Origin of the sequence: Pseudomonas urethralis (assembly GCF_021602465.1) — a bacterium.
Classification (GTDB): domain Bacteria; phylum Pseudomonadota; class Gammaproteobacteria; order Pseudomonadales; family Pseudomonadaceae; genus Aquipseudomonas; species Aquipseudomonas vlassakiae.
The window spans coordinates 28,668-42,101 of sequence record NZ_BQIJ01000027.1 but is presented as its reverse complement, the minus strand read 5'-3'; the positions used below and the strand labels follow the sequence as shown (position 1 = coordinate 42,101).

Annotated in this window: 15 protein-coding genes and 1 pseudogene; 7 read left to right on the top strand and 9 right to left on the bottom strand. The window is 56.0% G+C overall.

Annotated features, from left to right (window positions below; translation table 11 throughout):
- Positions 1-319: 319 nt before the first annotated feature.
- From L6D64_RS26880 to L6D64_RS26845, 7 genes are all read right to left on the bottom strand, one after another.
- Entirely contained in the window at positions 320-979 is a 660-nt protein-coding gene (locus L6D64_RS26880) for a methyltransferase family protein (RefSeq protein ID WP_011953093.1), read from the bottom strand.
- The gene (locus L6D64_RS26875; RefSeq protein ID WP_011953094.1) at positions 976-1,251 is read right to left on the bottom strand and encodes a DUF2933 domain-containing protein; all 276 of its coding nucleotides are present in this window, start codon (positions 1,249-1,251) and stop codon (positions 976-978) included. Before L6D64_RS26875 ends, L6D64_RS26880 begins: the two co-directional genes overlap by 4 nt.
- 25 nt (positions 1,252-1,276) lie before the next feature.
- Positions 1,277-1,732, bottom strand: coding sequence for a hypothetical protein (locus L6D64_RS26870; protein ID WP_011953095.1), 456 nt, complete (start codon positions 1,730-1,732; stop codon positions 1,277-1,279).
- 138 nt (positions 1,733-1,870) lie between these two features.
- Positions 1,871-2,893 carry a YncE family protein gene (locus tag L6D64_RS26865; protein WP_047932759.1) on the bottom strand — a complete coding sequence of 341 codons (1,023 nt, stop codon included), beginning with the start codon at positions 2,891-2,893 and terminating at the stop codon, positions 1,871-1,873.
- Positions 2,894-3,158: 265 nt separating this feature from the next.
- Entirely contained in the window at positions 3,159-3,359 is a 201-nt protein-coding gene (locus L6D64_RS26860) for a heavy-metal-associated domain-containing protein (RefSeq protein WP_004575963.1), read from the bottom strand.
- Positions 3,360-3,696: 337 nt separating this feature from the next.
- Positions 3,697-6,219 (bottom strand): heavy metal translocating P-type ATPase, encoded by a 2,523-nt coding sequence (locus tag L6D64_RS26855; protein WP_137108948.1) that lies wholly within the window; start codon positions 6,217-6,219, stop codon positions 3,697-3,699.
- A gap of 43 nt (positions 6,220-6,262) precedes the next feature.
- Positions 6,263-6,421, bottom strand: a complete 159-nt coding sequence (locus L6D64_RS26845) for a hypothetical protein (RefSeq protein ID WP_011953098.1) — start codon at positions 6,419-6,421, stop codon at positions 6,263-6,265.
- Positions 6,422-6,468: 47 nt separating this feature from the next.
- On the opposite strand from L6D64_RS26845, the pseudogene L6D64_RS26840 reads away from it, so the two are divergent.
- The 7 genes and pseudogenes from L6D64_RS26840 to L6D64_RS26810 all read left to right on the top strand — a co-directional run.
- Positions 6,469-6,804, top strand: a pseudogene (locus L6D64_RS26840) (helix-turn-helix transcriptional regulator); the annotation flags it as partial.
- Between the two features lie 423 nt (positions 6,805-7,227).
- Positions 7,228-8,247 (top strand): ATP-binding protein, encoded by a 1,020-nt coding sequence (locus L6D64_RS26835; protein ID WP_015268415.1) that lies wholly within the window; start codon positions 7,228-7,230, stop codon positions 8,245-8,247.
- A 123-nt stretch (positions 8,248-8,370) separates the two neighbouring features.
- Complete coding sequence (locus L6D64_RS28615) at positions 8,371-8,676, top strand: STAS-like domain-containing protein (RefSeq protein ID WP_080516231.1); 306 nt, start codon at positions 8,371-8,373, stop codon at positions 8,674-8,676.
- Between the two features lie 417 nt (positions 8,677-9,093).
- Positions 9,094-9,327, top strand: coding sequence for a hypothetical protein (locus L6D64_RS26825; protein WP_156867445.1), 234 nt, complete (start codon positions 9,094-9,096; stop codon positions 9,325-9,327).
- A 310-nt stretch (positions 9,328-9,637) separates the two neighbouring features.
- Positions 9,638-10,561, top strand: coding sequence for a hypothetical protein (locus L6D64_RS26820; RefSeq protein ID WP_011953102.1), 924 nt, complete (start codon positions 9,638-9,640; stop codon positions 10,559-10,561).
- Positions 10,562-10,781: 220 nt separating this feature from the next.
- On the top strand, positions 10,782-10,991 hold the full coding sequence (locus tag L6D64_RS26815; protein ID WP_015268418.1) for a hypothetical protein: 210 nt from the start codon (positions 10,782-10,784) through the stop codon (positions 10,989-10,991).
- Between the two features lie 14 nt (positions 10,992-11,005).
- Positions 11,006-11,212: a hypothetical protein gene (locus tag L6D64_RS26810; protein WP_011953104.1), complete on the top strand. Its 207-nt coding sequence runs from the start codon at positions 11,006-11,008 to the stop codon at positions 11,210-11,212.
- A gap of 143 nt (positions 11,213-11,355) precedes the next feature.
- Here L6D64_RS26810 and L6D64_RS28330 read toward each other — a convergent pair whose 3' ends face one another.
- Positions 11,356-11,484, bottom strand: coding sequence for a hypothetical protein (locus L6D64_RS28330; RefSeq protein WP_003253468.1), 129 nt, complete (start codon positions 11,482-11,484; stop codon positions 11,356-11,358).
- A 122-nt stretch (positions 11,485-11,606) separates the two neighbouring features.
- Positions 11,607-13,304 carry a phosphoethanolamine transferase gene (locus tag L6D64_RS26805; protein WP_003298414.1) on the bottom strand — a complete coding sequence of 566 codons (1,698 nt, stop codon included), beginning with the start codon at positions 13,302-13,304 and terminating at the stop codon, positions 11,607-11,609.
- Positions 13,305-13,434 lie beyond the last annotated feature (130 nt).

Sequence of the window (13,434 nt, the reverse complement as noted above, 5' to 3'; positions counted from 1 at the left end):
CACAGGCCGCGTCTGGTGCCCGACTTAGGTAGATCAGCACTTAGATCTGCTGAATTAACAGGCTGCCCCAGCTTCTTTCGCTACTCGACGTACTTACTTGCGTTTTCACACAGCCTGGGTCGAAAGCGGACAGGGCATCGCAAAGTCATCCAACTGCCTGAGTTATCCGAACGCCAACAAGGATTCCACCGAGCTTGTCGACAAGAAAACCCGCGACAACTCAGAGTGTTATCCGAGCAAACAGACTTTGGATACCCTATTCCCGCTAGAAACACTGCCGCTGAAACCCTCCTGGCATGTAGCTCCTTCGTCCTACGCTTCAGCCTCTATGACCCCCACCCAACCTTTCGCGCAGGTGCGGAACGAACCTAGGCGTAACGCGGGTATAAGCTTCGTAGGCAGCGCCAAACTGCTTGTGCATTTCCCGCTCTTCGGAAACCGCCAAACGCCCGTACATCACCAGCAACACCGGGAACATTGCCAGCGTCAGCAGCGTCGGCCACTGAAGGAGAAAGCCCAGAAGAATCAGCACAAATGCCACGTACTGCGGATGTCTGATCCAGCCATAGGGCCCGACCGTTGCAAGTGAACGGCGGCGTTGCGCGTGATATAGCACGTTCCAGGCGGCAGAAAGCAAATAGAAGCCGAAACCCAGGAATAGGTAACTGGCAATGTGCAAAACACTGAAGTGTGGGTTGCCCTGGTCACCGAGCAACGTCGACCACAGATGGCCGGATTCGTGGGAAAGCAGATCGAGGTTGGGGAACCTGGCCTGCAACCAGCCTGACAACAGATAGATCGTCAGGGGGAAGCCATACATTTCCACAAACAGGGCAACGATGAAGGCCGAGAATGCACCGAAGCTCCTCCAGTCTCTCGCCGTTGCCGGCTTGAAGAAACTGAAGGCAAACATGATGAAGATCGCGGAGTTGATGAAAACCAGCGACCAGAGGCCATACGCGCTTTCACCATGATTCATGATGGATCTCCCGGCTTATGGATATCAGCCTTATCGGAGGGGGCCGGTTTGCTCTGGCCCTGGTGATGGTGTCCCCCATGTCCTCGATGCATGAAGACATGCATCAGCGGACAGGCGAGCAACAACAGATAAGGCAGGGCTCCAACGACATGGGCAAGGTGCTCGGTGAGCAGGAAGTAGACGGCGATCCCACCGATTACCACCAGGCCGATTGCATAGCGTGAACGCCAGAAACTGTGTGGTGAGCCGTTTTCATCGAAGTGAGGGTTCATAGCGACTCCTGGGAAAGGAGATGGGTTACTTCGATGCAGCAGATGGCATGCGGTCCATCATCATCTGCATCATCGACTCCATCATGTCCATGCGCTTTTCCATCATCTGGTGGCGGGCGGCCATATCCCCGCCCATGCCGCCATGCATGCCCCCCATTTCAGGCATGCCACCCTCCATGGACTTCATCATGGCCATGCCATTTTTCATCAGCGCCATATGCTCGGCCATCAACGCCTGACGGGCTTCCGGCGTTTTGGCTGCAGCCATCTTTTCGTGCATGGCTTGCATGGCCTTCATTTGCTGGTCCATCGCCGCCATTTGCCCTTTGTCCATTGGCTGAGAAGGCGTCTTCTCGGTAGCCGCCGCGCTTGGCGCATCGGCCGGGTGATGTGTCGAGTGTTCATCGGTGTTTTGCGCCATGGCGCCCACGGACGCTGCGGCCAAACAAAGTCCGATCAGTAAATTTCGAACGTTGTTCATCATCATCTCCTTAGCACTGTTTTAAAGCCGGATGCCTTGGTCTGGGCGCTAGGCCTCACCTGGCACGACAAGCAAATTACTGCGCCGGCGTGAATGCTCATTTTTCGCGTCGTGCTCGGGTTGTACACCGACGGGCTATTATTGGGCACTCGGCGGCTCGAAGCTGATCCCGTTTGGCCCGGCGCCAACCTTATGGGTAGCAACGACCTTTCGGCTGCTCGTATCGATGACAGATACGGTGCCCGCTTCAATATTGCTGACAAACACATAAGCGCCGTCGCTGCTGATGGCCACACCATGGGCACCCTTGCCGGTGGTCACGGTGCCCAGGCTGCTACGCGTCTGGAGATCTACGATGGAGACTCGGTCGTCCGGATTCTGGCCACTGCCCTGATTCGCGACATAGACCTGGCGACCGTCAACGGTGGCCATCATCTGGATTGGCGTGCGGCCGACATCAACCTTGCTGATCACCTTGCGTCTGGCCGTGTCGATGATGCCAAGCTGATTTGTCGCACTGAGCGAGACGAATGCCAGGCGACCGTCAGGGGCAAAGCCGACCTGGACAGGGCCTTTGCCCACGGGAATCTGCGCGGTTTCTTTGAGTGTGACGACATCGATAAGCGATACGCTGTCGCTCTTCATGTTCGCGATATAGAGTGTCCGGCCATCAGGGCTCAAGCGCAGCCCATGGGGATAACGCCCAGTTGGAATACCGGGCAACTCGATTCGCTGCTCAAGGTCAAATACTCGCACCTGGTTGGCAGCGGAATCGGTCACAAAAGCTCGCAGCCCGGTGACGTCGGTGACCACATGAGCCGGGTGATCGCCTGCCGGGAAGCTGAACGGTGGCCTGTCCAGCGCGCTGGTACTGAACACCAGCAACTGCCCACCGGGCTTTTCACCGCTCGAATGCCCCGCATGTCCAGCCACTCCAACAACCAGAAGCAAGCTGCCGTCGGGCGAAACCTGTAGGTTGTGGGGTGCGATCGGCAAGGCGACCGTGCTCACATCACCTGTCGCAAGATTTACCTGGCTAATGGAAGCGGACCGTTCATTGGCCGTGTAGACGTTACCCGTAGGGTTTGCCATGACCAGCCCCAGAGGGATGAGCAGGAATATCCCCAAGGCCATAGAACTAAACCGCTTGGCAGTCATCATTGTGAATGAGCTCCAACGAGGGGCCGGGGTATGTGAGCCAGGCTGGCCTATACATTTACTCAAGATAAACACCAATCGCGAAGCATTTTCTTGATCAGCGTCAACGTCCACAGCTTGACTCGGCACTGGGTGATCGAAGGCCGTCCATTTCTTGGGGAGTATTGCTGGCTATCCCGACCCGGAGTCAGTCGACATCAGGCTGTATATGAAGAAACCGCGCCATGAAACATGGCACGGCGGCTTGCCATCTGAGCGGTAACGAGACTTAGCGACTGACTTTGGTTGGGTAACCAAGCGCCTGGACCAGTGCACCGACGCGTTCCGCCTCGATGTTGCTTTGGACACTCACTGTACCGGCAGCACGATCAACGATCACCTTCGCGTCGCCATCGGCAGCCTGGATGGCCTTGGTGATCTTGTTGACACAACTGCCACATCCCATACCGGAAACTTCCAAAACGAACATAGCGGGCCTCTCATGCTGGTACGGCTTTTCTCGCCGCATTTACAGCTTCAACCTTGACACGATGACAAGGTCAAGGCCCGGTCAAAGGATTTATCTTCGCCCTGAAATCTTGTCCAACTCCTCTGGCGGCGGCCCCTGCTGCATCACAATTGTCCCTTACGATCTTGGCAGAAGATGGCGGACGTCGCAGTTGCCCGATGTCCTCCATCAGGACCAGATTGGCGCCGAACTCGCGGACATACCCGCTAAGGCCAAAGCCCTAGACAGTCAGTCATATGGATCAGGCGTTGAAACGCTGATGGCGGAACTTCCTCTCATAGGTTGCGGTGTGCCCATTTCAGTCTGTGACTACGCGCTTCAGCCGCAGTGCGTTGAATACCACGGAAGCCGAACTTACGCTCATGGCCAATGCCGCAATCATCGGTGACAATAGATGGCCGGTAAGCGGGTAGAACAAACCTGCCGCCAGCGGTATGCCCATAGCGTTGTAGAAGAATGCGAAGCCCAAGTTTTGACGCATGTTCTTCACCGTGGCCACGGATAGTGTTCTGGCCCGCAGGATGCCCATCAGGTCGCCCTTGACCAGCGTCAACTGGGAGCTGTTCATGGCAACATCGGTGCCAGTTCCCATGGCGATCCCGACATCAGCCCGGGCCAGCGCAGGGGCATCGTTGATCCCATCTCCTGCCATGGCAACCCGGCGCTTATCGCCCTGCAGGAGCGCCACCAGTTGCTCCTTGTCCTCGGGTTTCACTTCTCCGTGGACTTCCTCGATGCCGAGTTGTTTCGCGACCGCACGTGCCGTAGTCAGGCCGTCGCCGGTGGCCATGATGACCTTCACATCTTCTGCCTGTAGCCGGGTTACCGCCTCCTTGGAGGTGGGTTTGACCGGATCGGACACCGCTAGCAGGCCAGCGAGCACGCCATCGACGGCCAAGTACATGATACTCATGCCTTCCAGACGCAGCTGCTCGGCGCGGTCTCGCAACGGACTGGTGTCGAGGCCAGCCTCTTCCATCAAGGTCGTGTTGCCAAGCTGCAGCCGTTTGCCGTTCACCTGGCCACGTACACCGATCCCAGAGCCCGACTCAAACGCCTCTGGCTTGGACAAGCTGTGTCCATGCGCTCGCGCATGATCGACAATCGCATGTGCCAGCGGATGCTCGCTGCCTTGGTCCAGGCTGGCGGCAAGGCGCAAGACTTCGGGTGGCATGAACTGCCCGGTACCGACCACGCTATGAAACACTGGCCGGCCCTCGGTGAGGGTCCCGGTCTTGTCGACGATCAGCGTGTCGATCTTGCAGAGGTTCTCGATAGCACTGGCGTCTCGGAAGAGCACGCCACTGCTGGCAGCCTTCCCGGTAGCGACCATGATCGACATGGGAGTGGCTAGGCCGAGCGCGCAGGGGCAGGCAATGATCAGGACCGCGACCGCATTGATCAGGCCGAAGACCCAGCCAGGCTCCGGTCCGAAAAGCCCCCAGCCGAAGAGCGTGACCAGCGCGACCAGAATCACCCCCATGACGAAATAGCCGGCCACGGTGTCCGCCATCCGCTGCATCGGGGCTTTCGAGCGCTGAGCCCGCGCGACCATCTGCACGATTTGCGAGAGCACTGTCTCGGCGCCGACCTTCTGCGCCGCCATCACAAGGCTGCCGTGGGTATTCAGCGTGGCACCGATGAGTGCATCCCCAGCTTTCTTCATCACTGGCACGGGCTCGCCTGTCAGCATGGATTCATCGATAGCACTTTCGCCTTCCAGGACCACCCCGTCGACCGGCACCTTCTCGCCAGGGCGAACGCGCAGGTGGTCGCCCGTATGCACGTGGGTGAGCGGAATATCTTCCTCCTGACCATCGGCCCCGATGCGACGGGCCGTCTTGGGGGCAAGACCCAGGAGCGACTTGATGGCGGCGGAGGTTTGTGAGCGCGCCTTGAGCTCGAGCATTTGGCCGAGCAACGTTAATGAGATGATGACTGCAGCCGCTTCGAAGTAGACACCGATGCGGCCATCCTGCATGAAAGTCGTCGGGAAAACCTGCGGGAACACTGTGGCCGCAACGCTGTATAGGTACGCCGCAGCCGTTCCCAAACCTATCAGGGTCCACATATTCGGGCTGCGATTACGAATCGATGCGACCCCACGCACGAAAAACGGCCAGCCAGCCCATAGTGTCACGGGAGTGGCCAGAATCAACTCCACCCAATTCTGTGTGGCACCATGCAGCAATTGGAGTTGGTGGGCAGTCATGGCCAACACGGTCACGATGACCGTCAGGGGCAAGGTCCACCAGAAGCGGCGGGAGAAGTCCTTGAGTTCCGGGTTCTCGTCTTCCTCAAGCTCCGGTATTACCGGCTCTAGGGCCATGCCACAGATTGGGCAACTGCCCGGCCCACGCTGGCGGATTTGGGGATGCATCGGGCAAGTGTATTCGGCGTCCGCCGCGTTGCTTGGCTGCGGGGCAGCCGAGTGGAGATGGCCCGCGTGTTCTTGGTCCTGGGGAGGGCTAAGATAATGCACAGGCGCTGCGCGGAATTTCGTCAGGCACTTTTCACTGCAGAAGCGGTATGTCCTTCCCTCGTATAGCTCGAAGTAGCGACTATCCGGTGGCACCGTCATACCGCATACCAAATCGCGCTGACTACCATCCGGTTGCTCATACGGGTGCGAGTGGTCATGGTCATGGTCATGGTCATGCTGGCACGATTCGGTGTGCATGAAGTAGTTCCCTTTGTTGTCCGGTTTGGACGAGTTTTCACCCTTCTGGTGAGAATACCCGCCATGGTTGTGCCCGAAGAGTTGCGTCAGCGGACAGAGCAACAAAATTAAATAACTGTAGTGCCTGTGACAGGTGGCCATAGTGCACGAGCCACATAAAACAGGCCAAATATGGCCAGCATGATCAGTGCAATACCGCCTTTAGTCCGCCAAAAAGGTATTGCCAGATCTGTACCACGGCGATGGGCTCCATCATGATCAACTCCCAAGCTGGGTGGGAAATATCGGCCGCTGCCGTATTGTCCAGCCTAGACAACATCTCCTTGAACAGCTGTGACGCCAATCAATGCTCCTGTAAGCGTGTCGATTATTGTTGTGGTGTAGCGTCATGGCATAGATCATTTCTGGAGGTTGCTGATCCTGCTGCTGCACCAGTGGTTGCCCTTCGACAATGCGCTGGCTGCCTTGTACCCCGGCGAGGGAGTGCCCAAGCCGCTGGAGGAGTACGACGCCGGCTCCCGGTGGGGAACGCCGTCCATGCTTTCCTGCCTGGACGGCCTATACTTGCTCGACCCCTTCTACCAGGCCTGTCAGGAAGGCCTGCCCAGTGGGCTGTAACGCCTGGAGGAGATCGCTTCTGACCAGTTCCGTCAAAGCGAGTACTTCCTCAGTTACTTCCACGCCAACGCATTGGAAGACGAGGTGCAGTTCGTTCTCCAGTTGCCGGCCAAGGTAGCCTTATGCGATCTAACAGCTCAAGCCCCAGACCTGATACATGCGGTGCGGTACAGCGCTGATCGGGTCACTCTTCGCTGTTCCCCTTCCAGCTTTGCCTTTGCCCACAGCAGACGTCGGAGATGAAACTGCTCGGCGGACTCACAAACCTGCTCCAGTGCTCTCGCACAAGGCTTTGATCTGGCCATCTTTGCTTGAATGGCTGACCCGTGGCAGGGCGTTGGCCGTGTTTTCTTCGTGCGTGTTGAGCCCAAGGCGAGCGCGATCCACCATCCACAGGCCGCTACTGCCGCGCGCCAATTCTATGCCGGCACTACTCGTCAAAAAATAGGTGAGTGCTTACCCGGCAGGCAATGGGCTACTATCGAGCCCTATATCTATCCGAAAGGGTTAGCTCCGTTGCCAGGGAATTGCATGCAGGCCATCGATATTGAAAACGCGATCGTTCTTCCTTGGGGGCTTGGCTCAAGATCGCCCCATGACCTGTTTTCTGTGTGCGCAGAAATCATTAACTGCCCTGGTGACATCGTTTTAGACGCTAGCAACCTCTCGTATATCGATCCGTTAGGGATGGCCACGCTGCGAGCGTTGTTTGAAAACCAGTTGGTCCAGAAGCGAGTTTCGATGCAGTTTTTGAGCAGAGACCTGACCTCCTACCTGGCCAGGATGGATTTTTTCAAGGACATTGATGTAGAGGGTGTAGATCTATCGGGGGTAGGACGTCGAAACGACCGAAGCACCTCGTTGGTGGAAATCACCAAAATCAGCGAACACCATCAAGCAGAGGCTGCAGCCTCTCGCCTCGCTAGAGCTATTACGGGAAGGTTGACTCAATCGGACCCGGATGCCCCAGTCGACGAGCACACGGGACGGAATGAGTTTGACTCCTACCGGGGCCCTCTGGAGTATTCGCTCAAGGAGCTATTGGAAAACTCGCTTACTCACGCCCGCAGAGAGGGACGTGGTGACGCCGCCGTTTGGCTGACCTGTCAGTTTTATCCAAAATTGAACCTTGTACGCATGGCCATCGTCGATAATGGGTGTGGGTTTCTCGCGACACTGAGGAATCACCCTGAGCTTCATGACCGCACGCATTTGCACGCGATCGAGGCGGCACTCAAACCGCGAGTGAGCTGCAACCGGGGTGCGATGGCCCAGATCCTGGGTAGCGAGAACCAAGGTATCGGGTTAACAACTACCGCAAAAATTGCAGACGCGGCGGGCGGTGGTTTGATCATCGTGAGCGGCAATGGCATACATGACACAAAGCGTCGGCAGTCTCAGGAGCTGCATGATGCGCTGTGGAATGGTGTATCGATCGCGTTTAGCTGTACCCGTGAGCTGCTGCCCACCATTTCGATCAGTGACTTGCTGCCGAAGGACGATGCAGGACAGGTTGACGACGATCTCGACCTAGATCTGAATTTCCGCTAGCTCTGGCTTTTTGATAGCTCGAGGGCTAGAGTCGATCATGCAAGGAGCGGTAAATGGGAGATTCAGCGTCAACTGAAACTCTCGGGCTGCAAAAAAGGATTATGCAATACAAGGGGTTACGACATGCAAACTCAAATTCGATTAAGTAGGGATAGTTCTATCCGAACGTACGGAATGCGAGCTTCAGCGATCCCCTACCGTACCGAAATCGAACGCTCGCTCAGCAGTGGTGAGAGCGTTGTCATAGATTTCGCTGGGAACGATGTCACTCAGTCCTTCGTCGACGAGTTGATCGGGGCGCTGATTCTGAAGGAGGGTCGCCAGGTGGTATCGCGCCTTGCCTTTGAAAACTGCACCAACGATGTCAAAGGAATCATTAAATTTGTGGTCCATGATCGAGTTCGACAGCTGCAAAAAATGCCCGCGTGACGGATCCGCATTGAATTTAAGGCCCTCAATATTGAGGGCCTTTTCATTGGTGCCAGGCAAAAGATAGCCGTCTTGAGTGGCCCCCATAGCTCGCCCTGAAAAGCGAATGTCAGGGGACACACCGCAGAAAAGCGTTCTGTAGCGGAGGAATACGTGGAAAACGGAGCTTAGGTTTCCTCATTGAGATGTGTAGAAATCCATCGCGACTCACCTATGCAAAGGCTGCGAAAAGCCTGAATCTACTGGGGTATCGTGGCGTGAGATATGTGCAAAAAAATGTGCACAGCATCTGCGGATTGGAGAGCTGGCTTGGCTCCTTAAGTAAAACCATCAAGCTGCAACGGACCTGCAACTCCTGCGGCTTGAAGCAAAGCGGGTAATACCACCCCTGAGCCCTACGAGGTGGTGTTCCGGTTTTTGACCAAACGAGAGCACGCCAGGCGCGCAAATGAGCTGCACGACCAGCTGAATGAAGTGCTCGGGGTGGCCAGAAATCTCAACGATGGGCTGTACTTCGGTGGAGCAGACGTCACGGTGCTACAAGACTTTACCATGCTCGATGCGGAAGACTTCGTGCGGTACAACCTTCACGACTGGCTCAGTGTTGGGGATACCGATGAAGATGAAGAAGGTGCCGATGATGCTGACTGAGCTGCTATCGGCCTCCCCTTTAGGATCTGGGTTTGACCTTAGCTGACCGGCTGCTCTACAAACCAATTGATTTTCTCCGGAGCCGGTGTCACTGTCGCTCCAAGAATAGCCCCCACGCCTCGGGCAGGTCCCAGACCTGTACTGCGCATCAGGGGGTTAGTTGTTTCTAGGGCCCGCCCAGGTCGATCAGGCATGCTTTGGGCTGGCCTCAAACCAGTGGGTGACCACCAAAAGGGTCAGTTAGGCCTACTGCTGCCTATCCTCGCTCGTTACCATCCAGAAACCCTCTATTGATACGGTTTCAGCAAAGATGGATGTCTATAAGCTCCGCATCGAAGACACAGAAAGCAAGATCATCGACAAGGAAGGTTTCGAGGCCGAGACCTTCCGCAGAGATCCGTGGTACCAGCCTGGAAGTGCGGGCAAGCTAGCTCAGTTTGCTGTATGCCCGGCATGCGACAACCCTGTCCAGCTGGTTGGGCTGTATGAGCTACCGCCTAACGTGAAGAACCCATTCGGGAAACATGCTACTAAGAGCATTCGCGGCATCGCTCCATTTGATAGTGAGGCCCGTAACGATTGCCCGTACTTCAAGCCTCGCCAGCATAAGAAAACAGAACGAAAAACCAGGTTTGACGGCGTCCCGCGGAAGATTCTCAAGCTATTGATCGAACAGTTCGATCGCGTGGTTTACATCCTGGAGAAAGAGACCCAACTGGTCCTTTCCGAGAACGCGTTGAGAGGCATGCTGCAGCGTTACAAGGGAGAGCGTGGCTACCTCTATACCGGCGCGACGCTTCGCAATGTGCCATGGATCTTTGCTTACATGTCGGACGCCACCCGCCTGTTTGGCCAGAAGGTCAGTGGAAATGCTGAGCTGGTGAAAGCTATTGCCGCTGAGGTGCCGGGGGCGGAAATCAGCAGCACTGGTCGGCTGGAATCGAAGAAGGTGCCTGGTTCGAAGGCGGCATATTTTGATCTCAAAATGAGTTTCATCCGCCATCGAATCGTCAAAGACAGTGAAGCGTCTGGCTTGGTTGAAAGCATGGAGTTTGTAGTGTCACAGCCTCGCGGAGGTGAGCTTGAGCACATTCACAAGGAAGTCATCAAATTCGATTCGGCTTGGTTCGAATCTCTTATCCGGATGCCGGTTGATCATCCTTATCGCAGAATGGATAGAGTGAAGATGGCCCGGGAGGAACTGGGCGATCTGCTGGAGCTGACTCAGGCCTGAGGAGGCCTGCTGTAAACCACTTTTTTTCACTGTAAACCACAGTGGTTTACAGTGAAAAAAGTGGTTTACAACGTAGCTATGACACGCGCCCTGGCCACTCCCCAGGCCAGCGCGCTCCTCATTGGTTCGTTCAGCCGGACGTCGAACACCTGTGCTGCTCGGGGCCTTGCCACGCCGCGGTGTCCTATAATTCATCTTCAGCTGAGTGGAGCAAAATGTTGTGAAGCGCACATTCATTGGAATGGTCGAGGCTGGTGAGCCACTGATGAGGCAAGCGCTTGAAGCTATCCGACAGGCCCACGAAGCGGAGGCTGCTGGATTGCCAGACCTTGAGGTACAGCGTCTTCACCTATTGGCAGATTCGCTCTATCAGGCGGTCATTGATTTTCAGCTCCTCAAAGCAGGTAAACCACCGTCGACTATCCAGTGAGGACCTGCCGCTACATGACGAAAAAGATACCAGCTCTTCTCCCCGACCACCCCATGTATACCGACGCAGTGGATGCGATGAAGCAATACCACGAGGCGCAGGCTTCTGGCTCATCTGCCGAAGAGGTTGAGCGCCTGCGTCAAATCGCAGAATCACAATTTCGGGCTGTCAGCGAGTATCAGCTCAACGCTCTGGGATATCAGTCTCGTCGTCCGCACTGAAGGGATAACCGATCCGGAGGTAGCTTCAGAATCCATCAAGCCAAGCGGAAGACTCACGACGCGGTCCGATTGATCAGCGAGACGGTCGGGAGGGTTTGCACACAGCCCCAAAAAAAAAGCAGCTCCCGAGAGCTGCTTTTTTCTTACTCCCCCTTTTTGTGCTTGTGGGGTTTCAGGTCCGGATGGTCCTTCTGCTTTTCAGGGGTGACTCGCTGCCTTTTGTCCGGAGTGCCATCTTCATTGGTGCGCTTTGGGCCTGGCTTGATGCTCATGCAAAACTTCCTTTTCCGCTTGGGTTGTTGAATGCAGCTATGTAATTAGTCCAGCTTCTCTCAGCTGTCAAAGCAGGCTGGTGCAGAACCGCCTGGCCGATGATCCGGTCCACATCGAACATTCAGAGGCCAGAATAAGAGCCTCCGACAAAGGGCTTACAAGGGGCAGTGAAATCCAGCGCTGAGCGATACGAAGACGTCTGGACGTTCATCATGCCGAGCACGGTGTGGAACAGGTTGTCGTGGCTCAGCGGTGACGTGGTTTGAGCTTTCAAACAACCCACGTTGACCTTTTCGCTCTTCGCGAGCGAGTCAGACATCCAAAGTACCAACGGCACCTTTGTTTGCTCGTCAGGAGCCATCGCGTAAGGCAGCCCGTGTAGATAGAGCCCACCCTCCCCCAGCGATTCGCCGTGGTCCGAAACGTACATCAGCGCAGTGTCGAACTTGGTGTTGGCCGCCAGGATATCGATGAGATTTGCAGTCACATAATCGGTGTAGAGGATTGAGTTGTCGTAGGCATTGACCACCTCCTCCTGCTTACATTTGTCGAGCTCGTTGGTCTCGCACACCGGTGCGAATTTCTTGAATTGCGAGGGGTAGCGCTTGTAGTAGGCCGGGCCGTGACTGCCTTTGTAGTGGAGCACCAGGACAGCATCGCCTTCCTGGCGCTTGATGAAGTCTTGCATCTCCGTGAGCAGCACCCCGTCCTTACACTCCTCGCTGGTGCACAGTTGGGAATCCGCGTGAGAGGCAGCCTTGTGGTTGGGAACCCTGTCGCAGACCCCTTTGCACCCCGAGTTGTTGTCAGTCCACATGACACTGATGCCAGCGCGTTGAAGCACGTCGAGCAGCCCTTCTCGGCTCTTGGCCAAGCCATCTTTGTACTGGGCCTTACCCACGTCCAGGAACATGCATGGCAGCGAGACCGCGGTAGCGGTACCGCAGGAGCTCACGTTCGTGAAGCTAATGACATTTCGCTTTTCTAGTTCCGGATTCGTTTCACGGGAGTAGCCGTTGAGGGAGAAGTTGGCGGAGCGAGCGGTCTCTCCTACTGCCAGTACCAGCAGCCTGGGTTTACGAGCCGCACCCTGTCGATTAACTACCGCATCAGTACCAATGGCCGTCAGCGTTTTAGGTGAGGCCAGCTGACGCTTCAGGTACCCATGGCCAGCCGCAAACAAGTTGGTAGGTACCAGAATCAGCCGGATCTCCCGATTGTTGCGCAGCAAGGAGGCATACGACTGGTACTGACTCAACGCGATGCCAGATAAGGTCAACAGAGCGAGCGACAGAGCAATGAACCTGCTGACCAAAGCTTTGGCCCAAGGCTTGCGCCGGAGGGGAACCCGGGCAATCAGGTAGACGGGCAACACCCCAACCATTGCGACCCAAAGACCGAGCTTCCAATTCAGCAGCTCGGTTGCCTCAGCGACGTCGGTCTCCACAACGTTGGTGAACATTGTGTAATCGATCACGATGCCGTAGGCATTCATGAAGTAACTCGCAAAAGACGCGCTGATCAGTACCAGGCACAGTATGGGTTTGGCCAGCCGCCCCCATGACAGCAAGCTCAGAACGGTAAACACCCATGCGAATACTATGACTGGGAGGCTAGCCGCTAGCTGCCAGTTCACTTCATCGGTTTTGAATACCAGCTTCCAGAGCACGTTCCAGAGCTCAGCGTTCGCGAATAGCAGTAACCAAAAAGTCACCAGGCCGATTAGCAAATTAGTACTGATGCCTTTCTGCCGCGCATTGCGAATAGCAAAGATCCATTTGCTTAACAGGGTGTGAACAATGGATTTGGAAGGTGTCATTATCAAACTCTGGAAGCTGCTTATCCATGGCGGTAGCTATGGAGTTAGCGGGAGCTACAAGGCAAACCGTCGACAGATGCTGAGCGATTGCGCAATGTGCGGAGCGTCAGAGGCCTTAGGCCCCTAGGCG

What these genes read in the sequence shown, in the direction of transcription:
- L6D64_RS28615 (WP_080516231.1), top strand. Translation starts at nt 8,371, where the DNA reads ATGCAAACTCAAATTCGATTAAGTAGGGATAGTTCTATCCGAACGTAC.
- L6D64_RS26875 (WP_011953094.1), bottom strand. Translation starts at nt 1,251, where the DNA reads ATGAACCCTCACTTCGATGAAAACGGCTCACCACACAGTTTCTGGCGT.
- L6D64_RS26860 (WP_004575963.1), bottom strand. Translation starts at nt 3,359, where the DNA reads ATGTTCGTTTTGGAAGTTTCCGGTATGGGATGTGGCAGTTGTGTCAAC.
- L6D64_RS26865 (WP_047932759.1), bottom strand. Translation starts at nt 2,893, where the DNA reads ATGATGACTGCCAAGCGGTTTAGTTCTATGGCCTTGGGGATATTCCTG.
- L6D64_RS26820 (WP_011953102.1), top strand. Translation starts at nt 9,638, where the DNA reads ATGGATGTCTATAAGCTCCGCATCGAAGACACAGAAAGCAAGATCATC.
- L6D64_RS28330 (WP_003253468.1), bottom strand. Translation starts at nt 11,484, where the DNA reads ATGAGCATCAAGCCAGGCCCAAAGCGCACCAATGAAGATGGCACTCCG.
- L6D64_RS26880 (WP_011953093.1), bottom strand. Translation starts at nt 979, where the DNA reads ATGAATCATGGTGAAAGCGCGTATGGCCTCTGGTCGCTGGTTTTCATC.
- L6D64_RS26835 (WP_015268415.1), top strand. Translation starts at nt 7,228, where the DNA reads ATGCAGGCCATCGATATTGAAAACGCGATCGTTCTTCCTTGGGGGCTT.
- L6D64_RS26855 (WP_137108948.1), bottom strand. Translation starts at nt 6,219, where the DNA reads ATGGCCACCTGTCACAGGCACTACAGTTATTTAATTTTGTTGCTCTGT.
- L6D64_RS26870 (WP_011953095.1), bottom strand. Translation starts at nt 1,732, where the DNA reads ATGAACAACGTTCGAAATTTACTGATCGGACTTTGTTTGGCCGCAGCG.
- L6D64_RS26805 (WP_003298414.1), bottom strand. Translation starts at nt 13,304, where the DNA reads ATGACACCTTCCAAATCCATTGTTCACACCCTGTTAAGCAAATGGATC.
- L6D64_RS26810 (WP_011953104.1), top strand. Translation starts at nt 11,006, where the DNA reads ATGACGAAAAAGATACCAGCTCTTCTCCCCGACCACCCCATGTATACC.